Origin of the sequence: Streptomyces sp. NBC_01198, from assembly GCF_036010485.1 — a bacterium.
Taxonomy (GTDB): Bacteria; Actinomycetota; Actinomycetes; order Streptomycetales; family Streptomycetaceae; genus Actinacidiphila.
Genome location: NZ_CP108568.1, coordinates 3,819,299 through 3,845,365, shown reverse-complemented (window position 1 = coordinate 3,845,365; position 26,067 = coordinate 3,819,299). Strand labels below are relative to the sequence as shown.

21 protein-coding genes and 1 pseudogene are annotated in these 26,067 nt (G+C 73.2%); 8 read left to right on the top strand and 14 right to left on the bottom strand.

The annotated features are described in order from the left end of the window. Positions 1 to 6: 6 nt before the first annotated feature. Positions 7 to 1,197: a helix-turn-helix domain-containing protein gene (locus OG702_RS17235; protein ID WP_327289773.1), complete on the bottom strand. Its 1,191-nt coding sequence runs from the start codon at positions 1,195 to 1,197 to the stop codon at positions 7 to 9. Positions 1,198 to 1,357: 160 nt separating this feature from the next. Between OG702_RS17235 and OG702_RS17230 the strand changes: the two genes are divergently transcribed. Next, a complete protein-coding gene (locus tag OG702_RS17230) occupies positions 1,358 to 2,011 on the top strand; it encodes a hypothetical protein (protein ID WP_327289772.1) in 654 nt (217 codons plus the stop codon). A gap of 13 nt (positions 2,012 to 2,024) precedes the next feature. Here OG702_RS17230 and OG702_RS17225 read toward each other — a convergent pair whose 3' ends face one another. The 6 genes from OG702_RS17225 to OG702_RS17200 all read right to left on the bottom strand — a co-directional run bounded on the left by OG702_RS17225 (position 2,025) and on the right by OG702_RS17200 (position 10,083). Further along, the gene (locus OG702_RS17225) at positions 2,025 to 2,339 is read right to left on the bottom strand and encodes a hypothetical protein (RefSeq protein WP_327289771.1); all 315 of its coding nucleotides are present in this window, start codon (positions 2,337 to 2,339) and stop codon (positions 2,025 to 2,027) included. Further along, on the bottom strand, positions 2,336 to 4,105 hold the full coding sequence (locus OG702_RS17220; RefSeq protein WP_327289770.1) for an FAD-dependent oxidoreductase: 1,770 nt from the start codon (positions 4,103 to 4,105) through the stop codon (positions 2,336 to 2,338). Before OG702_RS17220 ends, OG702_RS17225 begins: the two co-directional genes overlap by 4 nt. Then, a complete protein-coding gene (locus OG702_RS17215; protein ID WP_327289769.1) occupies positions 4,102 to 4,848 on the bottom strand; it encodes a ferric reductase-like transmembrane domain-containing protein in 747 nt (248 codons plus the stop codon). Before OG702_RS17215 ends, OG702_RS17220 begins: the two co-directional genes overlap by 4 nt. A 671-nt stretch (positions 4,849 to 5,519) precedes the next feature. Then, positions 5,520 to 8,975 (bottom strand): phosphodiester glycosidase family protein, encoded by a 3,456-nt coding sequence (locus OG702_RS17210; protein ID WP_327289768.1) that lies wholly within the window; start codon positions 8,973 to 8,975, stop codon positions 5,520 to 5,522. A 121-nt stretch (positions 8,976 to 9,096) separates the two neighbouring features. Further along, positions 9,097 to 9,720 (bottom strand): DUF1707 SHOCT-like domain-containing protein, encoded by a 624-nt coding sequence (locus OG702_RS17205; protein ID WP_327289767.1) that lies wholly within the window; start codon positions 9,718 to 9,720, stop codon positions 9,097 to 9,099. A 126-nt stretch (positions 9,721 to 9,846) separates the two neighbouring features. Further along, positions 9,847 to 10,083, bottom strand: a complete 237-nt coding sequence (locus OG702_RS17200; protein WP_327289766.1) for a hypothetical protein — start codon at positions 10,081 to 10,083, stop codon at positions 9,847 to 9,849. Between the two features lie 279 nt (positions 10,084 to 10,362). Here OG702_RS17200 and OG702_RS17195 point away from each other — a divergent pair, with 279 nt between their 5' ends. After that, entirely contained in the window at positions 10,363 to 11,694 is a 1,332-nt protein-coding gene (locus tag OG702_RS17195; RefSeq protein WP_327289765.1) for a hypothetical protein, read from the top strand. A 55-nt stretch (positions 11,695 to 11,749) separates the two neighbouring features. Here OG702_RS17195 and OG702_RS17190 read toward each other — a convergent pair whose 3' ends face one another. After that, positions 11,750 to 13,855 (bottom strand): restriction endonuclease, encoded by a 2,106-nt coding sequence (locus OG702_RS17190; protein WP_327289764.1) that lies wholly within the window; start codon positions 13,853 to 13,855, stop codon positions 11,750 to 11,752. A gap of 197 nt (positions 13,856 to 14,052) precedes the next feature. Beyond that, complete coding sequence (locus tag OG702_RS17185; protein ID WP_327289763.1) at positions 14,053 to 14,439, bottom strand: hypothetical protein; 387 nt, start codon at positions 14,437 to 14,439, stop codon at positions 14,053 to 14,055. Between OG702_RS17185 and OG702_RS17180 the strand changes: the two are divergent. From OG702_RS17180 to OG702_RS17165, 4 genes and pseudogenes are all read left to right on the top strand, one after another. Beyond that, a pseudogene (locus OG702_RS17180) lies at positions 14,347 to 15,273 on the top strand (glycoside hydrolase family 2 TIM barrel-domain containing protein); the annotation flags it as partial. The gene OG702_RS17185 and the pseudogene OG702_RS17180 overlap by 93 nt on opposite strands. A gap of 95 nt (positions 15,274 to 15,368) precedes the next feature. Beyond that, a complete protein-coding gene (locus OG702_RS17175; RefSeq protein WP_327289761.1) occupies positions 15,369 to 16,298 on the top strand; it encodes a DUF4232 domain-containing protein in 930 nt (309 codons plus the stop codon). A gap of 348 nt (positions 16,299 to 16,646) precedes the next feature. Beyond that, positions 16,647 to 17,705 (top strand): polysaccharide deacetylase family protein, encoded by a 1,059-nt coding sequence (locus tag OG702_RS17170; RefSeq protein ID WP_327289760.1) that lies wholly within the window; start codon positions 16,647 to 16,649, stop codon positions 17,703 to 17,705. A 229-nt stretch (positions 17,706 to 17,934) separates the two neighbouring features. Next, positions 17,935 to 18,411, top strand: a complete 477-nt coding sequence (locus OG702_RS17165; protein ID WP_327289759.1) for a carboxymuconolactone decarboxylase family protein — start codon at positions 17,935 to 17,937, stop codon at positions 18,409 to 18,411. Positions 18,412 to 18,505: 94 nt separating this feature from the next. On the opposite strand, the gene gap is transcribed toward OG702_RS17165, so the two are convergent. Both gap and OG702_RS17155 read right to left on the bottom strand, forming a co-directional pair. Then, positions 18,506 to 19,504 (bottom strand): type I glyceraldehyde-3-phosphate dehydrogenase, encoded by a 999-nt coding sequence (gap, locus tag OG702_RS17160; protein WP_327289758.1) that lies wholly within the window; start codon positions 19,502 to 19,504, stop codon positions 18,506 to 18,508. 143 nt (positions 19,505 to 19,647) lie between these two features. Beyond that, positions 19,648 to 20,607 (bottom strand): GlxA family transcriptional regulator, encoded by a 960-nt coding sequence (locus tag OG702_RS17155; RefSeq protein ID WP_442814447.1) that lies wholly within the window; start codon positions 20,605 to 20,607, stop codon positions 19,648 to 19,650. A 199-nt stretch (positions 20,608 to 20,806) separates the two neighbouring features. Between OG702_RS17155 and OG702_RS17150 the strand changes: the two genes are divergently transcribed. Further along, positions 20,807 to 21,718, top strand: a complete 912-nt coding sequence (locus OG702_RS17150; RefSeq protein ID WP_327289757.1) for an aromatic prenyltransferase — start codon at positions 20,807 to 20,809, stop codon at positions 21,716 to 21,718. Between the two features lie 83 nt (positions 21,719 to 21,801). Here OG702_RS17150 and OG702_RS17145 read toward each other — a convergent pair whose 3' ends face one another. Beyond that, entirely contained in the window at positions 21,802 to 23,319 is a 1,518-nt protein-coding gene (locus tag OG702_RS17145) for an arabinofuranosidase catalytic domain-containing protein (protein ID WP_442814446.1), read from the bottom strand. Between the two features lie 220 nt (positions 23,320 to 23,539). Further along, positions 23,540 to 24,127, bottom strand: coding sequence for a DUF998 domain-containing protein (locus OG702_RS17140; protein WP_327289756.1), 588 nt, complete (start codon positions 24,125 to 24,127; stop codon positions 23,540 to 23,542). Positions 24,128 to 24,332: 205 nt separating this feature from the next. Between OG702_RS17140 and OG702_RS17135 the strand changes: the two genes are divergently transcribed. Next, complete coding sequence (locus tag OG702_RS17135; RefSeq protein WP_327289755.1) at positions 24,333 to 25,487, top strand: ABC transporter permease; 1,155 nt, start codon at positions 24,333 to 24,335, stop codon at positions 25,485 to 25,487. Here OG702_RS17135 and OG702_RS17130 read toward each other — a convergent pair. Continuing rightward, on the bottom strand, positions 25,429 to 26,043 hold the full coding sequence (locus tag OG702_RS17130) for a TetR/AcrR family transcriptional regulator (protein WP_327289754.1): 615 nt from the start codon (positions 26,041 to 26,043) through the stop codon (positions 25,429 to 25,431). The two genes, OG702_RS17135 and OG702_RS17130, sit on opposite strands and share 59 nt — an antisense overlap. Positions 26,044 to 26,067: the final 24 nt, after the last annotated feature.

Genomic DNA, 26,067 nt, shown 5'->3' with positions numbered 1-26,067 from the left:
GCGCGGTCACTTCGGCGCCGGCGTGGGCTTCCAGGTGTGGCCGTTGAAGGAGTAGGCGGGGTCGCCGTCGAGGCCGACCGTGCGGAACGGCCTGCCGTGGTCGTCGACGCGGAGGACGCCCTGCTGGTGGCCGCGGCTCCAGGCGAGCTCCAGATACCAGCTGACGTCCCGGTCGGCGGTGAAGGCGGCCACGTCGAGGATCTGCGAGTCGGTGGCGGAGATCTGGAAGGGGAAGCCGGACACGACCCGTGTCCGGTCGTATCCGGGGACGGACACGGGTGTCGCGCGGGCGGGCGCGCTGTCGAGGTCGACGTGGAAGGACAGGGGGACGAGCCGGCCGGCGCAGCCGGCCCCGGTGGTGTAGCCGATGCCCTTGGGGGCGGGCCGGTCGCTCAGCACCGTCACGTACAGCGCGTGCAGGATGACGGGCTCTCCGGGCGAACCCGCCGTGCTCAGCGCCAGTTGCAGGCCGTGGGCCGGGATCCCGCCGAGCGCGGTGGCCCAGCCCGTCCGCTCCTGCGGCGAGACCGGGGGCGGCGGGACGCGGTCCGGCTGCTGCGAGAGCAGGAACCACTGGTCGCACGGGCTGCTCCAGTTGTCCGGTGTGACTGACACGTGGAGGGGTGGCACGGAGCCCGACGGTGCGAGCTCGACGCTCGACGCCACCGGGGCCGGGAGGACGGCGTCGCTCGTGTCGCCGGTGAACCCGGATCGCAGCGAGAAGGCGGCGATGGCGGCGAGCACGGTCACGGCCGCCAGAACACCCGCCGTCCGCCGCCGCGTCCACCATCCGCGAGGCGCGCTCGCCGGGAGGGGCACGGGCGCCGGAGCCGGCACAGGTTCCGCCGCCTCCGGCGCGGGCGGCGGGCCCGCCGGGGGCGTCGGGTCCGGGCCGGGGGCGAGCTCGGGTTCCGGCGCCGCGGCCCGCGCGGCGGCAGCGCGGTCCGGCTCGCTCCTGGCCGCGTCCGCCAGCAGCCAGCTCCGGTGCAGCGTCAGCAACTCCTCGGGCGACGCGCCGCACAGCCGGGCGAACCGCTCGACGGGGGCGTAGTCGCGGGGCACGGCGGCACCGTTGCAGTAGCGGTGCAGCGTGGAGGTGCTGATGTGCAGCCGGGAGGCGAGCACGCCGTAGCTGCGGCCCGAGCGCTCCTTCAACCGGTGCAGCTGTGCTGCGAACTCCCCCGCCTCGGTGCCCATTCCACCCTCCCCTGTCCCGGCCCGGCGTTCCAGGCAGTGACCATCATCGCCGGTCAGAGCTGCGGAATCGTTCCGGCGTCCCCCTTTGTCGCGGAACTGTGGCGTCCGGGAGCCGGCGCGGATGACGCTGGCAGCACGTACTCCAGCAAAGGCAGCCACCGTGTCCGTGAACCCCGCTGTGCCGCCCGCTGTCGCGCTCCTCCTCGGCGCCCTCGCGCTGACCGCGTGCGGGCCGGCCTCCTCCACCGCGTCCGCCACCTCCGAGGCGGCCCGCGTCAGCGGCACTGACGGCTACGCCTACCGGCACCCGTGCTCCGAAGGGCAGTTGTCGGTGCGGGTGACCCGCAGGGCGGGGGAGCCGGCGCAGCGGGTGATCGCGGTGCGCAACACCGGCACGAACGCCTGCGGTCTGAGCCTCCACCCGCGGGTCACCCTGGACGAGACGGCCTCCGAGGACATGTCGCGGATCGTCAGGCCGCTGGTCCCCTGCGGCCTGGACGCCGCCTCGCCCGGCACGTCCCCCGACTGGCCGCCGCTCCCGTGCCGCAAGGGCGCCCCGCCGGCCTACCCCCTCGGCGCCGGACGGATCGCGTACGCGGTGATCGACCTCGACCCCAGCCACGGGTCGAGCCTCGTCACCCGCGGAGTCGACGAGCTGAACCTGCTGCCCGACGGCGACCACATGTCCGACGCCAGGATGCTCAACATCCCGCTCGGCAAAGGCTCACCGGTACTCAGGCCGAAGCTGGGCCAGTACCGCGGCACCGTCGCCGACGCGGCGGCGTCCATGCGGACGGCGCACCTGCGGTCGTAGGCACGGGCGGCCGCTATCCGACCACGGGCGAACGGGACGTCTCGGCGGTGGGCTTCGGCCGGTGCTCGGCCGTCGGCGTCGGCGGCGGACTGGTCGCGGCGGGCGGGTAGTTGTGCGCGGTCCCGGCCGAAGGCGCCCTGCCCGGCGGCATGGGTGAGGCCGTGAGCAGGACGTGCCCGTACGCGCCCATCGCCGCCGCGGTGACGACCAGGATCACCAGCCAGCGCACGTGCATCCGGGCCGGCAGGCTGAGCGCCCAGGACAGCAGGCCGCCCGAGGGCGGACGCCTGACCGCCCGGCGGCTGCGCGGTCCCACACCCCGGCTCACCGGCGCCTCCTCCTGCCCGCGGTGCGTGTACGCGGTTGCGAACGGCCGATCTGGTCGCGGTAGTCGAGCAGTTCCAGCGGCATGTCGAAGGCGACGGCCGCCACGATCTGCGGGCCGTAGGGGGTCTGCCGCGAGTAGCGCGCGACGAAGCGCTCGGAGCGCAGCGTCCCCTCGACGATCTCGACGTCGGTGCCCAGCGCCGGGATGCCCGCCGCCTGGATGCGGGTGCCGTGCTGCTCGGACCAGAAGCGCGGCACCGGTGCGAAGCGGGCGGCGCGGGCGGGTCCGCGCAGCAGCGAGTCCGCCGCGTGCTGCCCCATCTCCACCGCGTGGATGAGGTGTTCGACTCGCCGGGGCTGCGCGTCGAAGCGCGGGTTGGGCCAGCGGGCGACATCCCCCGCGGCCACGATGTGCGGTGCGGTGCGGCCCCACTCGTCCACCACGTGGCAGGTCGGGGTGCACAACACCCCGTCGGAGACGTCGAGTCCGCTGCCGCGCAGCCACTCGGTGCGCGGCGAACCGCCCAGGCCGAGGACGACGAAGTCGCAGTCCAGCAGGCCGCCGTCGTCCAGCCGCAGCCGCAGCAGGTCGCCGTGGTCCTGCCAGTCGGTGATCTGGGTGCCGAGCCGGACGTCGACCCCGGCCCTGCGCTGGATGCCGCCGACCACCGACCCGATCTTCTGGCCGAGGACCCGGCGCAGCAGCGGGGCGCTGTGCACCACGAGGGAGACGTCCATGCCGTGCTCCCGCGCGGTGCAGGCCAGTTCACAGCCGATGAAGCCGCCGCCGAGTATCACCACGTGGTGGGCGCGGGCCGCGTGCATGGCCCGCTGCAACGCGGCGGCGTCCCGCAGGGTGCGCACGGTCCGCACCCGGTCGCTGAACAGCGGTGCCTCGGGCAGCCGTTTGGCGTCCACACCGGTCGCCACGACCAGGCCGTCGAAGGGCAGCCGCTCACCGCCGCGCAGTTCGAGCGCCGAACCGTGCAGGTCCAGGCCGGTGATGCGGGTGTCGAGCAGCCAGTGGGCGTCGAGCCCGGTGTCGGCCTTGAAGGTCAGCTGCTCCTCGCTGAGCGCGCCCGACAGGAACTGCTTGGACAGCGGCGGCCGGCTGTAGGGGCGCTGCGTCTCCTCACCGACCAGCACCAGCTCCCCGTCGAAGCCGCGCTCCCGCAGCCGGGTCGCCGCGCTCAGCCCGGCAAGTCCCGCGCCGGCCACCACGATCCGGCGGCGGCTCGCCCGTGCCGCGGTCCCGCTGCGCAGCGGCCGCGCGGGCCGCCGGTCACCGGTACCCGCCACCGCCGCGCCTGCCTGCGCGCCGCCGCGGATGGTGACGGCCTGCATGGGGCAGCAGCGCACCGCCTGCCGGGCCTTGGCGGCGAATTCGGCCGGCACCGTGCGGGTGTAGTGCAGGGAGCCGCCCTCCGAGATCCGGAAGACCTCCGGCGCCTCCTGCTGGCAGATGCCGTAGATGTGGCAGCGGTTGTTGTCGACGCTGATCCGCACCGGCTCGTCCTCGGGCACCAGCGCGGGCCGCGGCAGGTCGAAGGACTCCGCGGGGACGACCGGCGCGGGCAGGTGGGGGTGCGGGTGCGCCGGGAGCTGCTGGTGGGCGGGTGGGTGGATCTGCGGCTGCACCGGTCCGTACGGCTGCGGGGGCTGCTGTACGGGTGCGTACGGCTGCGGTTGCGGCGGCATCGGCACCGGTATGTAGGTCCGCGGCTGCGGGTGCGGGGCGGGCGGCGCGTTCCGTGGCGGGTACGTCATTCGACCACCCCCGTCCCGCCGGGAAAGGCGCGTCTGCGGAGCCGGGAGCGGGAGGGGAGGGCGCGGATCAGGAAGGCCAGCAGGATCGTGCCGGCGCCGGTGGCCACGCCCACCGACACCAGGTTGAGGTGCCGCGGCTCGGGGTGGACCAGGAAGATGTGCAGCCAGATCAGCGCGAAGGACACGTAGGCCAACTGGTGCACCCGCAGCCAGCGGTGGTAGCCGAGCCGGCGCTGCAGCCACACCGAACACGCGACGGCGACGGCCAGTTCGGTGCCGAGGATGCCGAGGCCGACCGGGATCCGCTGCACCCCGCCGGTGAAGGGCAGCGCGAGCCGGGTCCAGCCGATCCGCCAGACCGGCTGGTAGAGGAAGGTCAGCCCGTGGATGCCGCCGAAGATCATCGCGGAGAGCGCCAGCGTCATGTGGGCCCCGTAGAACGTCGCCCGGTTGACCGCCCGTTGCAGGAACCGCAGCCGCAGGATCACCCCGAGGACGACGGTGGCGACCATCAGCACGTACGCGATGAGCGCGGCCAGCCGGGCGATCTTGTGCGCCCCGACGTCGTACGGCACCCGCTTGTCGTATGCGTCGAGCGGTGAGCCGGGTATCGGCGGCGCCGTGGCGAAGGCGTCAGGGGCCAGCAGGAACGAGCACAGGACGGCGGTCAGCAGCAGCACGCCGAGCGTTGCCCACCCCAGGACGGCCCGTTGCCGGCCCGTCCGCACCGCCACGTCTGCCATCCTGCCTGCTCCCTGCTGAGACGCGTCCGTGGAAGGGCGCGGCGGAACAGCCGTATTCGACCTCATTCGGCCTCCGCCAGGCCCGAATGGCCATTCCCGCGAGAATGGCACAAACGCCCCCGACAGCGGATTGCCGCACCCGGTGATTGCTGTGGGCGCTCCGCTTGGGGGCAGACGCTACACCACGCCATCGGCGTCCGCGGGCTTTTCTTCAGCGCGGGAGTCCTTGAAATACCGCTACATCACGGTTGTGCAACCTCCGCCGCAGGACGGCCGTGCCACCTGTGAATTTCCGCTGAGCGGGGGCCGGTCGGCACCGGTCACGGGCCGTTCCCGGCCGTCACCTGACGTAAAGGGGGGCGGTGACCGGAAATCGCGGGCAATGATCAACCGGGCTCGTGGGGCACCGGACTTTCCATGTCCTGACAAAGAAACAGACATCCGCTGTTTGGCCGTGGATTCCACCGGCACGCGGCAGGTGCGAATTCACGGCTCGGCGAGCGTAACCGCGGGTAGGGCGGGCCGGTTTGTGAGAGCGCTTTCCGTGGGCGTCCCGCCGCGGGCGGCCGTCCCGGCCGGGAAATCCCGGCCGGGACGGTGCGCGCTTGCCCAGTTCCTGCCTTGTCGCTGTTCAGTGCCTGTTCGGTGCCTGGCCGGCTGGCGGACCCGCCCTAACCGAGCGCGACCTCGGCCGACGCGGTCAGACCGCCCGCCGCCACCGTGACGGTGACCCGGCCGCGGCGCACCGCGGTCAGCGTGCCGGCGGTCAGGTCGAGCACCGCCAGCGTGCCCGAGTGCCCGCGGGCCGTCCGTGCGGCGGACGCCGTCGCCGCCACGACCAGCCCGCGGCCGCCCGACCAGGTGACGCTCGCGGGGAACCGCAGCGGGAAGCGCAGGCCGAACTCGCTGGTCACACCGGTCGCCGCCACCGCTGCCGAGGCGCCCACCGCGAGCCGGGCCGGCGCCGACAGGTCGATCCCGTCGATCAGCGGCCGGCTCTCGGCCTGCAGCCACTCCCGGGTCTCCGGACTCGGCTGCCCTGCCTTGATCCTGGCCGGGCGCGGGTCGACGCCGATGTGCATCCAGCCGAAGAAGCCGCCCTGGTCGGGGGAGCTGTACGGCGTCTTGCCCACCGCGGGCGTGGTGACGTCGAGCACTCCGTCGGAGCGGCTGACCGACGCGGTGTGCGCGTGGCCGGTGAAGAGCGCGACCGGTTTGCCCGACTGCTCGCGGAAGTCGGCCAGCCACCGCTTCAGCAGCCCCGCCTCCAACTGGTCGGACAACTGGGAGGCCGCCGCGCCCGACGGGTCCTGGAGCGGGTGGTGGAAGGAGACCACGACCCCGGTCACCGACCTGTCCTTGGCCGCCTTCGCCAACTCGGCCTGGAGCAGCGGCACCTGGTCCCAGTCGGAGGTGCGCATGTCGCCGGTGTGCGAGTCGAGCAGGATGAAGCGGGTGCCCTTGTGGTCGAGCACCTGCTTGTTGGGCCGGCCCGTCACCGCCAGGAAGGTGTCCAGTCCGCCGGTCGCCGACAGGCCCGCCTCGTGGTTGCCGGGCGTCCAGTAGACCGGCAGGCCGGCCGGTACGTGGTCGCGCAGCAGGCCGTCGGCGAGGTCGAAGTCCGCGGGGTTGTTGTTGTCGACGAAGTCGCCGTTGATCAGGATGAAGTCGGGCCTGCTCGCCACCACCTGGCCCAGCGCGGCCACCGCCTGCCGCCCGGAGAAGGAGTCCAGCCCGGCGGCCGCGCTGATGTGCAGGTCGGACAGCACGGCGAAGGTCCAGCGCCGGTCGGGCAGTCCGCCCTGCTCCACCACGTACGGGTCGGGCTGCGGCGGCTCCGCGAGGTCCGGCTGCTGCCCGACCTGGGCGGCGAGCCCGTCGAAGTCGAGTTGCCCCGCGTTCTTGTTGGTCTGCGCGGTCTCCGCGATGTAGAGCCGCAACAGGGTGACCGGGTCGGAGAAGCCGGCCGGGATGTCGCCGACGACCCGGCGCCAGCCGGTCCAGTCGACGGTGGTGGCGAAGGTGAACGGCACGTTGGTGGTGCCCTGCGAGGAGAGCATCGCGCGCAGCCAGTGGTTCTGCCCGTCGCCGTTGACCCACAGCGCGAGCTTCTTGGTGCCCACCGGCAGCGTGATCGGCCCCGGGGCGGCCACCGCGTAGGCGGCCGAGGTGCTGGTCTGCCCGGTGAAGTCGTAGGTCAGCCGCAGCGCGTGGTTGTCCGCGGCCGCGCCGGGGCGGTCGGCGGCGGCGACCACCGCGATCGAGGCCGTACCGCGGGCGGCCAGCGCCGTCCACGTCTCGCCGGGCTCGAACTCGGCCAGCGACACGTCGATCAGGCCCACCGTCACCGGGAGCTTCGCCGTGACGCCCTGCACGGTCGCGGTGAGCGTCGCCGACGTGCCGCCCGCGTCCGCGCCGCCGGTGACCGTGAAACCGTCCTTGCCCGCCGTCACGGTGAGGACGGCCTTGTCGTAGTCGAGCCGCACGTCGCGCGGCGCCACGGGGGCGTCGAAGCCGTCCGCGTCGTAGCCGGTGAGGCCGACGTCCACCGTGGCGCCCGGGTCGATGGTGACGGTGCGCTCGGTGAAGGCCAGCCGGTGCAGGTCGCCGAGCACGCGCAACCCGTGCTCGCCGCCGGCCGCGCCGGCCTGCGCCCGCAGCACCCCGGCGCCGGACCGCTTGGCGCGGAAGACGCCGTCGGTGACCTTGCCGAGCGAGCCGGGCTCCGCCGTCCAGCCGACGTGGTGCCCGCAGGTCGCCGCCGGAGCCCACGCCTCGTCGTAACCGGCGACCGCCACGTCCACGGTGAGCCCGGGGACCACCCGGTCGGCCTGCGGGCGCACGTCGAGGCCGCGCAACTGCCCGGAGCCGCGGCGGCCGAAGAGGCCGATGCCGTTCGGCACCGGGCGTTCTGCCCCGTCCGAGGGCGTGTTGACCACACCGACCGCCGCGTCGCCGGGCCTGCGGGCGACGATCTCGGTGGAGCCGCCGCCGTCCAGCATGAAGGCCTCGTATGCGCCGAGCCGCACCATCAGCGCGGCCATGTCGTCGAAACCGAGCCCCGCCGAGAAGTTGGCCGACCCGTCGACCGCCACCAGCAGCAGCCGGTGCCCGCCGGCCGGCCAGCCCACCGCGGTACGCGGCTTGGGCGCGTCGTTGCCGGTGCTCGGCGGGAAGTCCACCGCCGTACCGGCCTTGACCAGCACCGAGCCGCTGCCCAGCGCCATCCGCAGCGCGCCGGGTGTGTCGCTCTTCGGCGCGAAGTCCACGCTGACGGCGTCGCCGACGCGCGTCCCGGCCAGCAGGCCCGCGGACTTGCCGCGGCCCAGCACGATCAGCCCGCCGGCCGGCACGGCGGTCGCGGTGAGTTGGGCGTTGACGGCGGTCACCCGGCCCCCGGCGACGACCAGTTCGGTGTACGGCCCCGGGTCCTGGAGCAGCGTGCGGTCGCCGTTCCCCCACAGCGGGGTGAAGACCGCGACCCCGTCGGCGGGCGTGGCGGGCGAGTTGAGGGCGGCCAGCGGCTGCCCGGCCCCGGCCACCGTGACGGTCCCGGTGATCATCAGGTCGGCGAGCCGCGCCACCCGGTCGGCCCCGAACGCCATCACCGTCGACGCCTGGCTGGTCCCCTTGCGCAGCCGGCCGCCCTGGATCTCCGGTCCTTCGGCGGCGAAGGTCTCGGTGATGTCGAAGTAGTCGCCGTTCACCGCGGCGACCGCGTGCTGGGCGTCGGTGGCGGCCCTGAGCGGCCGCGCGTCGCTCACCTCGCCGGCGACCAGGTCCACGCCGACCGAGCTGTCCCCGAGGTCGGCGTTGAGCACGTGCGCCCGCAGCCATCCCGTGCGCCCGAAGACGTCGAAGGAGGTCAGCGCGATCCCCGGCGCCACCGGGTGGTCCACCCGGCTGCTCACCACCGACTCCCCGGCGACGGTCAACTCGTAGGCGGGCGGCTTGAATCCGCCCTGCCCCTTGCCCGGGCCCCCGGCGTCGCCGCCGCCGTGCCCGCCCCGCTCGTCGCCGGCGGCGACCGCGGTCCCGCCGGTCGCGGCGACCCCCGCGGCGGCGACAGCCCCCACGATGAGGCCGCGACGTGTGATCTCGGCAGTGCCGTTGTGCTCCATGTCCATGCCGGACGACGCTAGGGCTTCCGGCCGAATCAGGAGTGAACCTCCGGGTGAACAGATGTAGGCAACAGGCTTTTTCGGCCGATACGGGAGGGATGTGCGGGGCTGCTGGGGCGGCAGAGCGTCAACGGTTGCGGCGCAGGCGAGGGGAGAGGGGGAAGCGGCGCGGGGGGCGGGCCGTGATGTCGCCGCCGCGGGACTCGCCGGACAGGTGGATGCGCAGGACGTTGGGGACGTCGGGATCCAGCGTGGGGCGGATGGTGATCTCGCCGCTGCTGCGCTCCAGGTCGTCGGTGTCGACGACGATACCGGGACGGGTCACCAGCGTCAGGTTGCCGCCGATGCGCAGGTCGACCTCGATGTCCAGGGTGCCGTGGGTGATCGCCGCCTCGGTGAAGTCGAGTTTCGCGTCGCAGAAGGTGAGGCGGATCTCCATGCGGCGCGGGACCAGCCAGCGGCCGGTGCGGGTGACGTCGCCGAAGCGCTGGTCGATCCGGATCAGGTCCTTGGCCTGCGGGGGCAGGCCCTCCGACGGCAGGTCGGCGGTGAGCACCGCCAACTCGCGCTGCGTGCGGGAGGTCAGCGCCGCGTCCAGCCGCTCGTCCAGCTCGGCCGCCGTGATGCGGCCGTCGCCCGCGGCGATCTGCAGGATCTCGACGACCTGGTCGCGGTCCCGGTCCGATGCCCGCAGGTCGGGCGCCGGAGGGCTCGCGGAGGGCTCGTGGGCCGGTGTCGGTTCACCCGTCATGACCTCAGTCTTGTCGACGGGCGGTGACGTCCGCAATGCCGGTGATCGCGGGAAAACGTGCCCGGCGCCATTGCACCGGCGACGAAAAATCCCGGGCCGTGTGCCCGGGCGTTCTCTGTTCCGCGCTCAGCGCAGCATGTCCGGCACGCCCGTCTCGATCTCGACGGCGACACGCAGCGGCAGGGACCTGCGGTTCCAGGCGTCACCGGCGGGGGCGCGGAAGGTGAAGACCATGGCCGGGCGCGCGCCCGCGGCCGTCATGACGTCCTGCGAGGTCGGGCCGGTGATCGTCCACCCGGCGTGGTCTGATCCGTCATTCGTGAAGTGGGCGACGGCGATTCGGCGAGCCTCATTTTTTTCCATATTCCCCATCATCGCACCTGGGGCGCCGGAACGCGCTGAGAGCAATTCGATCACCGGCCGTCGTATATCGCTGTATAACCGCGGATTACGCCTGCTGCGCCGCGCGCACGGCTCTCAGGTTCGGCTCTTCGGGTGCCTTCGGATCCGGCTCCGGGCGCGGGAAGCCGCTCCTTCCGGCGGGCGTGGCTAGGCTGGCGGCGCCCGAATTGTCGGTATTGCGGCGCCCCGGAGGCATCCGCCGTTGCGGGGCGGGCCGTCCAGGCTGAAGAGGAACCGCCCATGCACGTCGTATCCGGCCCCACCCGCATCCGTGGCCGCGCCCGCCGCCGGCCGCTGAGAGCCGCGGCAGGTGTCGCGGCGCTGCTCGCCGCCTCGGCGCTGGCCGGTGCGGGGTCCGTGGCGGCGGCGCCGCGCTCCCCGGCGGGCGGGCGGCCGGCGTCCGTGCCGGGTTCCGTCATCACGGTGACCACGGTCAAGGTCGGCGACCCGGGCAACCCCGCGGTGGGCGTCGTCCCCTTCACGGACGCCCTCTACCGCTCGTGCGCCGACGCGCCCGCCTCCTCCGGCTGCCTTATGGTCGGCGGCGTGAGCCGCCCGTACGAGATCGGCCAGCTCGAAGTCACCGTCGGGCAGTGGGTGGCGTTCCTGAACACCGCCGACCCGGCGGGCACCGGCTCCCACGGCCTGTACGACGAGACCGAGAGCGGGACGGCGTGGCCGAAGTACGGCCAGATCGACCGGGACATGCATGCCGGCCGCGGCCGGCACTACACGGTGGCGTACCCGCAGTGGGCGGACAAGCCGTACGGTTTCGCGAACTTCCTGCGGGCGGCGCGCTTCGCCAACTCCCTCTACAACGGCCGGCTGATCTCCAAGCAGGCGACCAGCTCGGGCGGTTTCGACCAGGTCGGCTACACCGTCGAGCTGTCGGCGACGACCGAGCGCGGGATGTACGACCTCGCCCGCCCGGAGACGACCCGCACGCACGGCACCGGCTTCGTCGTGCCCAGCCAGGACGAGTGGATCAAGGCCGCCTACTACGACCCGAACGGCGGCGGCACGTACTCGTACTGGAAGTACCCGACCAACCCCGGCACCTTCGGCGACGGCGACGCCACCGCGCCCGCCCCGACCGTGCTGGATCCCGCCACCGGCGACGTCACCAACGCCGCGACGCAGCCACTGGCCTCCTACCACGCCTCGAACCTGCCCGCCCCGACCTGGTGCCCGGGCCAGGTGCCCGCCGCCGACTGCTCCACCGTCAACCCGCTGGGCCTGGACCCGGCCACCTACGCCGCGATCTACCAGGGCAGCCTCTCCACGGTCGGCCAGGCCCGCAGCACCTCCCCGTGGGGGACCCTCGACCAGGGCGGCAACGCGGTCGAGTGGACCGACACGATCGCCCCGCCGCCGGTCGGCCAGTCCTCCGCCCGCGTCTGGCGCCGCCTGCACGGCGGCATCTCCAACGCGCCCGCCTTCCAGATGTGGCCCTCCGCGGTCGGCCTCCAGCCGCAGGACAACGTCTTCTTCGACCACGTCTACCCCTGGCTGGGCATCAGGATCGGCGTCGTCGGCGACCTGGAGCCCGGCGGTTCGCACGGCGGCTGGTGAGCACCGCTTCGGAACGCCGGGGGCCGGCCCGCCCTGAGGCCGGCCTTCCGGGAGGCTACGAGACGTCGATCCCGTAGTCGCGTATGAGGGCTTCGAGCCCGCCCTCGTAGCCCTTACCGCCCGGCACGAAGTCCCAGTCGCCGCCCGCGCGGCGGCGGAACGAGCCGAGCACCAGGGCGGTCTCGCCGGCCCGCCCGTCGGAGACGTCGAGCCGGCCCAGCTCCGCCGCTGACGCGTCGAGCAGCCGGATCCCGGCGCGGGTGAAGCCGGACAGGTCGGCGTCCGGGTTGACGGTGGGGTCGATCGCGGTGGCCAGGACGAGCCGGTCGGCCCGGTCGGGGAGCGCGTCGAAGGCCACCCGCAGGGCCGCCTTGTCGGGGGCGGCCGCGGGGATCGCGGTGACGGTGCCGTCGGGGGTGGCGGGGTTGTTGTAGAAGACGAAGTGGTCGTCGCTCAGCACGGTGTTGCCGCGGCAGACCAGCGCGCAGACGTCGAGGGCGACCCCGCCGGACCAGGTCACGCCCAGCACGTTGTGGCCGGGCAGCGGCGTGGCGGCCGGGGCCGGCGGCCGGTCGGTGGGGCCGAGGCGGCCGCGCAGCCCGTGCTGGTGCAGCAGCTCGACCAGCTGCTCGCCGGAGACCAGCTCCAGCGGCTTGCCGTGGGCGAAGGCGTGCGAGCCGGGGCCGAAGCGGGAGGTGGTCACCAGCACGCCCTTGTTGGCGCCCGCGTGCTGGACGGTGCCGTAGAGGTCGCGCACCGCGGTGGGCTGGACGGTGTGGCGGTAGCGCTTGACCTGGACGACGATCGTGCCGCCGCGGATCGGCGCCGGGTCCAGGGCGTCCACGTCGACGCCCCCGTCGCCCGAGCGCTGGGTCGTCACCGCCTCCATGCCCATGGCACGGAAGAGCTCGGCGACCAGCGACTCGAAGGCCAGCGGGTCCATGGCGAAGAGGTCGGGCTCCTCCGCGTCCCCGGCGGCGGCGGGCGCGGGGCGGGCGCCGGCGGGGGCGGGCGCCCGGCCCACGTCGTCGGGGAGCCGCCCGGGGCGTACGGGGGCGGGCTGCTCGGGGCGTACGGAGAGCCGGCCGTGGAAACCGTCGACCAGGCAGTCCACCGCGCTCAGCCGCTCCAGGTCCAGCGCGTCGAAGGCGCCGCGGGACGCCGTCACGGCCGCCAGGAAGATCTGCGCCTCGCGGCCGGTCGCCGGGTCGTGGTCGTCGACGAAGCCGTTCAGCTCGACCGAGTCAAGGACGCCGGGTTCGTCCGCCGCGAAGACGTCGCGCAGCGCAAGCAGCACGCACTGGGCGAGCAGGTCGCGGTAGAGCGCCCTGCGCTGGGTCACCGGGCGCGGGGTCTCCTTGTGGCGGTCGGCGGTCGGCATGTACCGCACCGACTTCGTCTCGGGGACCACGTCGTAACCGGGCAGCTCCCAGTTCAGCACCAGTTGGCGCGCGCCCCGGTCGTAGGCGGCCTCGACATGGCGCGGCAGGCCCTCGGGCCAGCCGGTGGAGGTGTAGAGGGCGGCGGAGAAATACTGCACGACCGCGTCCGGCTCCCCGGCCCGCACGGCGGCGGCCAGCTGCTCGACCCCGGCGTTGTGCCGCCGGATCTCGGCACGCCGGCCGGCCGCCCACTCGTCGTACTGCTGCCGGTAGGCGGCCAGTTGCCGCTGCCGATGCGCCTCTGCGGCCTGCGCGGCGGCCAGGTCGTGGGAGTACCGCGCCTGCGCCTCCTCCTGCGCCCGCCGGTTCGCCCGGCCCCAACCGCCAGGCGCCTGGGCCTGGTAGCGCTGCGGGTCCGGCAGCGGGACGGGGCGGGCGAGCGGGCCGGGGTCGAACGGCTGCAGGCGCTCGGGCATCGCGAGGGCGGCGGTACGGAAGGCCGGGGTCCGCGAGCCGGCGGCCAGCAGCCGGCTGAGTGCCTCGACGCGGGCGTCGAGCTCCTCGGTACGCCGCAGCGCGTCGGCCTCCTGGTGCTGCCGGTAGGCGGCCTGTCGTTCGCGGTTCTGCCGTGCCATGTCCCGCTCGTACGCGCGCTGCTGCCGCTCCTGCTCGCGCTGCTGCTGCGCCCGCGCCCGGAGGTGCGCCTCCTGCTGCCGCTGCTGCTGACGCTGCATCTCGGCCCAGACGCCGACCGGACCGCTCTTGGAGCGACGAGTCATGCGGAGTTGCCCTCCCCCGGGGGACGTGCCGTCCCGGAACCGCGTGCCGGGCCCCCGGCCGGCAGTACACATGTCCGACTCTACGGCGAAGTCGCAGCTGGGCCCATCCACTTGCCGCACCCGTCGCCCGCCGCCCGGCTGGTCCGGGCGGCGGGCGACGGGCTGCGGGGAGGGCCCCCGGCGGGCGGAAGTCCGCCTCAGTGCGGGGTGACCACCATGCGGTAGCGGGCCTCGCCGGTCATCATCCGCCGGTACGCCTCCTTGATCTCCGCCAGCGGCCGCTGCTCGACGATCGGCCGGACGCAGTTCAGGACGCTGAAGTCCATCGTGTCCTCGACGTCCTGCGAGGTGCCCGACGGGTGGCCGCGGACGACCTTGCCCGGGATGAGCAGCTGCAGCGGGCTGGCGCCCAGCGGGTCCAAGGTGCCGCCGATGGCCACCAGTTCGCCGCGCCGGGCGAGCCCGTCGATGGTCGAGGTGATGGCGTCGGAGTTGCCTTCGCCCCGGGCGAGTTGAAGGCCGTCGCCAGGCGGGGCGGCCGGACGGTGGCCACCGACGTGCTGCGGACCGCGGGCGCGCCGCACACCGTACGGCTGCTGCCCGACCGCGACACGCTGCCCGCCGACGGGCGTTCGCTGGTCTACGTCACCGCCGAGGTGATCGACGCGCGCGGCACCGTGGTGCCCGGGGCGGACCACCTGCTCACCTTCGCGGTCGACGGCGGCTCGCTGGCCGGCGTCGACAACGGCCGGCAGGGGGGCACCGAGCGCTACCAGGCCAGCACCCGCACCGCCTTCCACGGCAAGGCGCTGGCCATCGTCCGCTCCGGCACCGCCGCGGGCCGGCTCACCGTCACCGCGACCGGCCCCGGACTGCGGCCGGCCACGACGCGGATCCGTACGACCCGCGCGTCCGACGCCGCCACCACCCGACCCGCGCGGCTCACCCCGGGACCGGTGCCGGAAGCCCCCGACTCCCCCTTCGGCGAAGCCAGTTACTCCGGGGCGCCGACCACGCTGCCGGCCGCGATGCTCGACGGCGACCCGGCGACCGGCTGGTCCAACGCCTTCCGCAAGAGCGCCACCGCCCTGCTGCCCGCCTTCAGCGGCGCCCGTCCTGCCGACTGGGTCTCGGTCGGCTGGGCCGCGCCCCGCAGCATCGAGTCCGTGGCCGTCTCCTTCACTGTTGACGCCACCCACACGCTGCCCGCCACGGTCAGCGTCTCCTACTGGGGCGACGACCGCTTCGTCACCGCCCGCGACCAGCAGGTCAGTTGGGCGACCGCGTCCGACGCGCCCACCGTGGTCGCCTTCGCCCGGCTGCACACCGACCGTCTCCGCCCCGACCTCACCAGCGCCCACCCCGGCACCGACCAGGGCGCCCAGCGGATCACCACCCTGACGGTGGCTCCCGCGTAAGCATCGGCCCGGTCCCGACAAGTGTGACGCCCCTGTGACGGGGGATGTGAGCCCCATCACAGGGGAAAGGGCGCCGGTTCTGGTGGGGTGGGCCGATGCGCACCTCCCCCGCCTTCACCGCCTCCGCCCTGCTGGCCGGCGCCCTGCTCCTGACGGCGTGCGGAACGGAGACCGCCGACTCGCGGGGCTCCGCAGGCGCGAACATCGCCCCGAGCCCGACTGGCCTGCGCGCGTGCGGGCTTCCCACCGACCCGGCGCAAGCAGCGCAGGACGGCGTGCGGATCACCGCGGTGAGCGGCGGCGCGATCGGCTGCGGCACGCCGACGGGGTCCGGCATGGTGAAAGCCCGCTTCCGGGTCGCCAACCGTGCGGCCCAACCGCTCACGTACACGGTCAAGTTCGAGGTGGTGGCGGCCTCGGGCGAGGCGCTGACGTATGCGGACCACACCATCGAGCACGTCGCCCCCGGCACGACCGCCCAGGCCGGCGTGACCCTCGGCCCGGTCAGCCGCAACGCCTTCGGGGCGCATGTGCGGATCTTCCAGGTGCGGAGCGTCCCGGCAGCCGAGGCGCCTTCCTCGTCGGGCCCCTGCCCGCCGTCCGGGGTCCGGGTCAGCGCGGACAGGGGCGACGCCGCCATGGGGCTGCGGGTGGTGGGACTCCACCTGCAGAACTGCTCGACCCGCCCCTATCGCCTCGACGGATTCCCGCAGATCCAGCTCCTCGACCTGAAGCGGCAGCCCGTCACCGGCGTCAGCGTCCTGCACGGCAGCGGCGGCGTCTCCACCGTCGCCGGCTTCGACGACCCGGCGCGGGCGATGACCCTGCAGCCGGGTCAGAGCGCGTCCTCCGGTCTGATGTGGCGCAACACCGTCACCGACGGCACCTCGGTGAACGTCCCCTACGTCAGGGTGACGGCGCGGCCCGGGACGCAGCCGGTCACGGTGACGCCGGAACTCGACCTCGGCACCACCGGGAAGCTGGCCGTCGCCCCGTGGAAGAAGGACGACGCCGCGTCGCGCTAGGCGTGGCGATGGCGCGGCCGTCCGCGCACCCCTCGGGGGTATTCCTCAGGTGACGGAAAGGCGGCCGAAAGTTTCGGGATTTTCACCGGTGGTGTTGATCGCGAAATCCGGCCCGCTGGCGATCAATCACCGTCGGCGGCCCGGTAGATGGCCGTTGACCTGCCGACTTCTCGCGCCAGTAGCGGGAGATGAGAGCGAAGCTTTCGCTATTCCTGCCGAAAGCGTTGACACCCGTCAGGGCCGGATCAACACTGTCGCCGTCGCCCTTGGTCCCCGGTAGCAGTTCCGGCGCCCAGAGCCGCGACGCGCCGCCTCGCCCCCCACCTTCACGAGGAGGACCCACCCCCCATGCGTACTCCACGGATACTGTCGCCACGCACCCTGATCACGGGACTCGCCGTCGCCGCGACGGCTGTCGCGGCGACCCTCACCTTCACCACCGGCGCCACTGTGTCGCACGCCGCCACCTGCAACGGCTACGTCGGACTGACCTTCGACGACGGGCCGTCGAACGACCACACGCCCGCCCTGCTCAACGCGCTCAAGCAGAACGGGCTGCGGGCCACGGTCTTCAACGAGGGCCAGTACGCGGCCTCTTACCCGTCGCAGGTGCAGGCCGAGGTCAACGCCGGTATGTGGGTGGGCAACCACAGCTACACCCACCCGCACCTGATCCAGGAGAGCCAGGCCCAGATCGACTCGGAGGTCTCCAGGACCCAGCAGGCCATCTCCAGCGCGGGCGGCGGCACCCCGAAGCTCTTCCGGCCGCCGTACGGCGAGACCAACGGGACCCTGCAGGGCGTCGAGGCCAAGTACGGCCTGACGCAGGTCATCTGGGACATCGACTCGCAGGACTGGAACGGCGCCAGCGTCGACGCCATCGTCGCGGCCAACGCGCGGCTCACCAACGGCCAGATCATCCTCATGCACGAGTGGCCCGCCAACACCCTGGCCGCCATCCCGCGTATCGCCCAGGGACTGGCCAGCCGGGGCCTGTGCTACGGCATGATCTCCCCGCAGACCGGCAGGGCGGTGGCCCCCGACGGCGGTGGCGGCACCAGCGGCGGCGGCACGACCGGCGGCACGACCGGCGGGACGACCGGCGGGACGACCGGCGGCGGGACCGGCGGTGGCGGTGGCGGCAGCTGCACCGCGACGCTGTCCGCAGGCCAGCAGTGGAGCGACCGCTACAACCTCAACGTCGCGGTCACCGGCTCCAGCAACTGGACGGTGACGGTCAACGTCCCCTCGCCCGAGAAGGTCATGGCGACCTGGAACGTCACCGCCAGCTACCCCAGCGCCCAGCAACTGGTCGCCAGGCCCAACGGTGCGGGGAACAACTGGGGATTGACGATCCAGAAGAACGGCTCGACCACCTGGCCTTCGGTCTCCTGCAGCGCCGGCTGACCATTCCGCACCTCCGCGCGATCACTCCCCGCGTGTCACCTCGGCGCGGCGGCCTCCCGGCCGCCGCGCCGCTCGGCTGTCCGGGGCCGGGAGGGTTGGAGAGAGGAACGTCACACCCGGCCCGGTCACGACGGCCGGGTCCCGCCCGTCAGAGGGGTGTATCGCCGGCGACGGCCGAGCAGAACAGAACAGCAGAGCACAACAGCCAAGCAGAACAGAGGAGTTCGCGATGAACGCGCGCCTGAATTTCTTCGGCAGCGAGACCGGCCAGAAGCTCATCAAGCACTTCAACACGGCAGGGCAGGCGATCACCGACTCGACGCTGCCCCGGGCGACGCAGAACCTGGTGATGGTGCGTGCCAGCCAGATCAACGGCTGCGGATTCTGCACCGACATGCACACCAAGGACGCCGAGGCGGACGGGGAGACCTCGCAGCGCCTGTACCTGGTCGCCGCCTGGCGCGAGGCCAAGGTCTACACCGACGCCGAGCGCGCCGCACTGGAGCTGACCGAGGAGGGCACCCGTATCGCGGACGGCGCGGGCGGCGTCTCCGACGAGGTGTGGGCGAACGCGGCCAAGCACTACGACGAGGAGCAACTCATCGCCCTGGTCGGCCTGATCGCCGTCATCAACGCCTACAACCGGGTCAACGTCATAGTCAGGCAGCCCGCGGGCGACTACCAGCCCGGCCACCACCACGCCTGACACCGCACGCGGGCTGTGGACGGCGGCTGACGGTGCCCGGGAGTTGTCCACCGCCGGGAAGCGCCTCCCGGCGGTGGGCCGCCCCGCCCGGCGGTCAGGAGCCGGCGAGGAGGTGCAGGGTGTCGACCACGCGGTTGGAGAAGCCCCACTCGTTGTCGTACCAGGCCACCACCTTGATGTGCCGGCCGTCGACCCGCGTGAGGGCCGAGTCGAAGATCGCCGAGGCGGGGTTGCCGGTGATGTCGGACGACACGAGCGCGTCCTCGGAGTATTCGAGGATGCCGGCCAGCGGCCCCTCGGCGGCGGCGCGGTAGGCGGCGAGGACCTCGTCGCGGGTCACGTCGCGGGCGACGGTGGTGTTCAGCTCGACGATCGAGCCCACCGGGACCGGGACGCGGATCGAGTCGCCGGACAGCTTGCCGTCGAGGTTCGGCAGCACGTGGCCGATGGCCTTGGCGGCGCCGGTCGTGGTCGGCACGATGTTGACGGCGGCGGCGCGGGCCCGGCGGGCGTCGCGGTGCGGGCCGTCCTGGAGGTTCTGCTCCTGGGTGTAGGCGTGCACGGTCGTCATGAAACCGTGCTCGATGCCGGCCAGCTGGTCGAGCACCGCGGCCAGCGGCGCGAGCGCGTTGGTCGTGCAGGAGGCGTTCGAGACGACGGTGTGGGTGGCCGGGTCGTACACCTCGGTGTTCACGCCGTAGGCGACCGTGGCGTCGGCGCCGTCCGAGGGCGCGCTGACCAGGACCTTCCTGGCGCCCGCGGTCAGGTGGGCGCGGGCGGCGGCAGCCGAGGTGAAGCGGCCGGTGGCCTCGAGCACGATGTCGACGCCGAGGTCGGCCCACGGCAGCTGCGCGGGTTCGCGCTCGGCGAGCACCTTGATGCGGCGGCCGTCGACGACGAGGGTGTCCCCGTCGACGCTGACCGGGCGGCCGAGCCGGCCGGCCGTGGTGTCGAAGGCGAGCAGCCGGGCGAGGCCGGCCGGCTCGGTGAGGTCGTTGACCGCGACGACGTCGAGGTCGCTGTCGCGCTCGATCAGCGCGCGCAGCACGTTGCGGCCGATGCGGCCGAATCCGTTGATGGCGATACGAGTCATGAGAAGTGTCCCTTCCTTCGCCACCCAGGCTCGCGCGTGGCACCGCGGCACGACGGCGGCGTGAGCGCCACGGTTCGAAAGGATCCCGCCACCGGCGCCGCCCCCGGTCCCCGGCACCACGGTCGGGAACGGCCCTGGCCCGGCTACTCGCCCTGCGTGAAGGTGCGCCGGTACTCGCTCGGGGTGGTGCCGAGGATGTGCTGGAAGTGCTGCCGCAGGTTCGCGCCCGTACCGAGCCCGACGTCAGCAGCGATCTGCTCGATGCTCCGCTCGGAGCGTTCCAGCAGCTCACGGGACATGTCGATACGGGCCCGCAGCACCCACTGCATCGGGGTGTAGCCGGTGTCGTCGGCGAAGCGCCGGGAGAACGTCCGCGGCGACACCGCCGCGTGCCGGGCCAGCACCCCGAGGGTGAGCGGCTCGCCGAGCCGGTGCAGCGCCCACTCCCGGGTGGCGGCGAACCGCTCGCCGAGCGGTTCCGGCACGCTGCGCGGCACGTACTGCGCCTGCCCGCCGCTGCGGTACGGCGCCGCGACCAGCCGCCTGGCCGCGTGGTTGGACGCGGCCACCCCGAGGTCGCCGCGCAGGATGTGCAGGCACAGGTCGATGCCGGAGGCGGCGCCGGCCGAGGTCAGCACGTCGCCCTCGTCCACGAAGAGCACGTTCTCGTCGACCCGGACCAGCGGGTGCCTGGCGGCGAGCCGCCGGGTGTAGTGCCAGTGGGTGGTGGCGCGCTTGCCGTCCAGCAGCCCGGTGGCGGCGAGCGCGAAGGCCCCGGTCGAGATCGCCGCCAGCCGCGCGCCCCGCTCGTGCGCGGCGACCAGCGCGTCGAGCACCGGACCCGGCGGGGCGTCGCGGTCAGGAAAGCGGTAGCCGGGCAGGAAGACGACGTCGGCCCAGGCGAGCGCGTCCAGGCCGGTGGCGACGTGGTACGACAGCCCGTCGCCACCGGTCACGAGCCCGGGCGCCGCCCCGCACACCCGCACCTCGTACGGCATGCTCGCGCGGGTGGTGAACACCTGCGCGGGAATGCCGACGTCGAGCGGCTTGGCCCCCTCAAGGACGAGGACGGCGACGCGATGCAGGCGGCGGGAGGCTGACACGCTGGCCAGGCTAGACGGCCGCCCTCCGGATGGGCGTGCTCGCGCGCCCCGAGGGTCGCCAACTCGGCGCCAAGCCGATTCATAGTCCACGCCAAGGCCCGCGGCCAATGCTCAGGTGACAGAGCAGCAGGATGCCGACACGTACGGTGACGACCACTGGACAGTCGGTGATCTTGCCTCATCCGAACTTGGAGGGCGAATGGCCGGGACGACGGAGCTGGAAGACCTTTACTCGGTCATCGGGGAATCGGCCCGGCTGGTGGGTGTCGACGCCTCGCGTGACAAGGTCTGGCCGGTCCTGACGGCGTACCGGGACGTGATCCCGCAGTCAGCGATCGCCTTCCGGGTGGAGACCAGCGCGCGTCGCGGCGACGACTTCAGCTGCCGCTTCACGATGATCCCCAAGGACGTCGACCCCTACGCGCTCGCCCTGGCGAACGGCCTCACCCCGCGGACCGGCCACCCCGTCGCCTCGCTGAGCGCGGACATCGCCGCCGCGTGCCCGATCGACAACTACGGCGTGGACTTCGGGGTCGTCGGCGGCTTCACCAAGACCTTCCAGTTCTTCCCGCCGGACGACCTGCAGCCGGTCTCGACGCTGGCCGACATCGCGGCGGTGCCGCCGGCGCTGGCCGAGAACTCCCCGTTCTTCGCCCGGCACGGGGTGGCCGACCAGGTGGCGCTGACCGGCATGGACTACGAGCACAGGACCTTCAACGTCTACTTCAAGACGCCGGACGGCTACCTGCGGGAGCCCAAGAACGTCGCGGCGATCCTCAGCGACATCGACATGCCGGAGCCGAGCGACCAGCTGCTGACCCACGCCCGGTCGGCCGGCGGCTTCTACGTCACCTTGAACTGGGACTCCCCCGGCGTCCAGCGGATCTGCTTCAGCGCGATGACGGCGGACCCCTCGGCGGTGACCGGCGGCCGGATCGAACCCAGGATCGAGCAGCTCGCGCGGAACGCCCCCTCGGCCGACCCCGGCGCCGAGCGCAGGTTCATCGCCTACGTCGCCTCGTCGCCGGCCGGCGAGTACTTCAAGCTGCTGTCCTTCTACCGGGCCCAGCCCGACGTCGTACGGCTCTGGCGCGAGTACGAGGACAACTGAGCACGCCGGCCCGGCCGGTTCCGCGGCGGCGGAACCGGCCCGGCCGTGGGCGCCCCACCGGGGCACCGGCGCGGTCGGCGACCTCAGTGCAGGGTGAACTTCTGCGCCGCGGTCCCGTTGCAGTCCCAGATCTGCAGCCGGGTGCCGTTGGCGGCGGCGCCGCTGGGGGAGTCCAGGCAGCGGCCGGACTGCGGGTTGAACAGTGACCCGTCCGAGCGCTGGTTGAAGACCTGCCCGCCGACGCCGTTGCAGTCCCACAGCTCGACCTTGGCGCCGTTCGCGGTGCCGTTGCCGACGATGTCCAGGCAGCGGCCGATCGTGCTGAGCGAGCCGTTGGTGTGGTGCGCCCAGAACTGGTCCTCGGCCCAGTTCTGGCAGTCCCACAGCTGCACGGCCGCTCCGTTGACGCCGGTGTCGTCGGCCGCGACGTCCACGCACTTGCCGCCGGGACCGGTGATGGTGCCCTGCGGGCCGTTGGGCACGTTCGTCTCGCCGGAGTAGCCGACCGAGACGATGTTGGACTGGACCGAGTTCTCCGCCGCGTCGGTCGGGTAGCCCGCGACCATGACGCCCTCGAAGAACGTGCCCCTGTTGCGGTTGCTGTTGTCGCCGCCGGTGCCCAGGATGATGCCGCCCTCCTGCTGCATCGGCCGGTAGCCGCCCCGGGTCGGCAGCCCGCCGTTCCACCAGGTGCTCAGGGCGCCGGACTGCGAGTTGCCGCCCTTCAGGGCGTACGTCGTCTGCCCGTTGTTCTTCAGCACGGCGGTGACGAACGCGCTTCTGTTGCCGGCGTTGGCGGTGTTGGAGCCGTTGTCGCCCTGGAACATGCCGTTCTCCATGTCGGCCTCGACCCAGGGACCCGTGCCGTTGCAGGGTGCGAAGTAGCAGGTGGTGGCGATGCTGACGGCGTCCATGTGGCCGTTGCCGGTGTCGGCCGGCGTGCTCTCGGCGTTGCCGTAGTCGAAGCAGCAGTCGGAGCCGACGTGGGTGCCGCTGGCCACCATGTACGCGCCCTCGGCCTGCCCGTTCACCGCGGTGCCGGACGCGGCTCCGTGCGAGCGGTAGCCGACGCCGGGCGAGATCCAGATGCCGTACACCTTGTGGCCGCCGGCCGTCACCGAAAGCTCGGCGGCGTCCGCGCCCCGGTCGGCCCCGCCGGCGGTGCCCGCCGGGCCGGGGTAGAGGTCGTTGTGCCGGGAGGTCTGGTCGTAGATCTTGCTGATCCGGCAGGTGGTGTCCGCGCAGAACGCGTCCTGCTGGGCGGCGTTCGCGTAACCGCCCTGGGACAGCAGGCCGATGTCTGCGGTGCCGCCGTTCGAGGCGCGGGTGACCTGGTAGAGCGGGCCGTTGTAGGAGGAGAAGAGCGCCCGGGTCGTGCTGTGCGCGGCCACGCACTGCGTGCCTGCGGCGCCGTAGAGGTCGCAGGGCAGGGTGCCCGCGGCCTGCGCCGCCGAGCCGGGCAGGCTCAGGAACGCGGCGAGCAGCATCCCGAACGTCGCGAGGGCGGAGAGGAGCGCCCGCCGGATGCCCGGGTGAGGGGGACGGGGTGCCGCCGGGGCGCTCAGCGGGTCGCGCGCGGCGGCGGATCCCGTTCTGCGCATGGTGTGCTCCTTGGTGGGGGGAGGGAGCTCGAACTCGCCGGCGGGGCGGCGCGGTTGGCACCACGGCCGACGGCTGCGACGGAACGTACGCGCGCTGGTCGAATGCGTCAATATTTGTTGCTTTTATTCTTGCTGAACCCGCTGCGCTGTCCGGATCTGTTGTTTACAACGTTGAATCAGGCCAGGCCGCCGGCTTTCCGGGACCCTGGGGCGTGACCCGTCAGGCGCGGCGGGCATAGCGCAGGCAGGAGATGACGACCACGACCGGCCACAGCGCCTGCAGGATCGTCACCGTGCGCTCGGCGACACCGGCGACGCCGCGCATCTGGTCCTCGACCAGGAACCAGGCGGCGCACAGCGCCATCAGTGAGGTCGCCGCGATCGACGGCTTGAGCCGGAGTCCCCACGGCACCAGCGGCCGCCGGTCGGCGGCCAGCACCGGCCACAGTGCCAGCAGCGTGAAGCCGACCGTGACCACGGAGCCGTGCGAGAAGGAGCCCCCGCTCTTCGGCGCCGGGACGAAGGCCAGGATGATCGCGCACAACCCGCCGGCGCCGAGCGCGAGCCGCCCGGCGAGCCTGGCCGCCCGCAGCCCGGTGGCGGTCGCCAGGTGGCAGACGCCCAGCGCGACCACCATCGCGGTGAACACCCAGTAGACGGTGGGCCCGCCGGCCGCCAGGACGCTGATCGTCTGGCGGACGGGGTTGTAGCTGGGACCTTCGAGCACCGCGGCGGTCGTCGAGCCGCCGACCAGCAGGACGGGGGCGGCTCCGGACGACACGACAGCCCACCAGGTGACATATCCCATAAAAGTACCGTAAAACGAACGGCCCGTTCCGCCCTGTGTACACGCGGGACCGAGGCGATCGGACTGGGAGCTGTCGACCTGGGGGTGCCTGGCGGGGGGCCGGTCCAGGAAATAAGAAAACGAATGTTCGTCTTGACTTTGAAATATGCGGAATCTACGCTGCGATCTGTACCAATATGATCATTCCGCCACCGGAGGCACGACCGTGAAGAACCCGCTGGGCGTCCCGTCATGGCGTCAGGCCGTGATCATGATCGTGGGGCTGCCCCTCGTGATCGCGCTCGCCGTGATGGCCTACGCGTGGCCGGCGGCACGTATCGCGCCGCGCGATCTGCCGGTGGGGGTCGTCAGCACGGGCACCGCGAGCCAGAGCGTGGTCGAGGGCCTGGAGCACGGCCGGCCTGGCGCGTTCGACATCCGCCTCTACCCGGACCAGGCGGCGGCGCGGTCCGCCATCGAGCACCGCGACGTCTACGGCGCCTTCGTCGTCGCCCCCGGCCACGTCACCGTGCTTGAGGCCACCGCCGCGAGCCCGACCGTGGCCCAGCTGGTCGACGCGGCGGGACACCAGCTCGCCGCCCACACGGCAGCTTCGGCGGGCGGCACGTCCACGGCCGCGTCCGGTATCGGGTCCGGGTCGGCGCCCGCGTCCGCGTCCGCCTCCGGGGCGGGGGGCGCCGGGGCCGTGGTGCGTACGGTGGACGTCGTCCCGACCTCCGTGCACGACCCCCGGGGCCTGGCGTTCAGCGCCTCGCTGCTCCCGCTCACCATCTGCAGCATCATCATCGCCCTGTTCACCACGATCGGCGCCCGGCTGCGACCCGGCCCGAGCAGGGTCGTGCCCCTGATGGCCACCTGCGCCGCGGCCGCCTTCGCCGTCTACCTGGTCGCCCAGACCTTCCTCGGCGCGCTGCCGCACGACCACGCGGCCACCTGGGCGGCCGTCGCCCTCACCATGCTCGCCATCTCCGCACCCACCGCCGGCCTGGTCACACTGCTCGGCCACCGGGGTCTCGGCCTCAGCGCCGCCCTCATGGTCTTCGTCGGCAACCCGTTCTCCGGCAGCACGTCCGCGCCCGAGCTGCTGCCCAAGGCGGCGGCCGACATCGGCCGGTGGCTGCCGCCGGGGGCGGGCGCCGGCCTGGTGCGCGGCACCGCCTACTTCGGCGGCAGCGGCTCGGCCGGCCCGCTCGTCGTCCTCGGCGTGTGGAGCGTGCTCGGGCTTGCGGTCGTCGCCTTCGGGCGCCGGCGCCCCGTCGTCCCGGAGGCCGTACTGGTCGCGGAAGGCGGCACCGATGGCCTCAGCCTCGTGCCCCCGCGGCACGCGGCCCCGCCAGGAGGGCGCGTACCCCGGCCCTGATCTGCTGGTGGGCGGCCAGGCCCATGGTGTTCCACTGGATGATCCAGCCCTGGATCAGCGCGAGCATCACGCGGGCCGTGTCGCCGGGATCGAGGTCGGCGTCGACCGTCCCCGCGTCCTGATACCGCCTGCACAGGCGGGTCAGCCGGTCCTGGATGTCCCCCAGCATGTCCGCGACCGCCGCCGCGAGCCGGTGGTCGCGCATCATCTCCGACCACACCTGCGGCGCCATGGGAGCGGGCAGCGACCCTTCCCCCAGGACCGTCAGGTCCTCCACGATCGCCGGCAGCAGCTCATCCGGCGCCGGGAGCTCGGCCGCCCCGAGGTGCGCGTCCAGGATGTCGATCAGCTGGCGCGTCGAGACCTCGGCGATCGCGGTGATCAGCGCCTCCTTGCCGGGGAAGTAGCGGTAGACCGCACCCGCCGACAGCCCGGCCTCGGCGAAGACGTCGGGCATGGACGTCTTGTGGAAGCCGTTGCGGGCGAAGCACACCCAGGCGGCGTCGAGGATCTGCCGGCGGCGGGCTTCGCGGTGCTCTTCACTGACCTTGGGCATGGCCCATCGTAAAACGAATGTTCA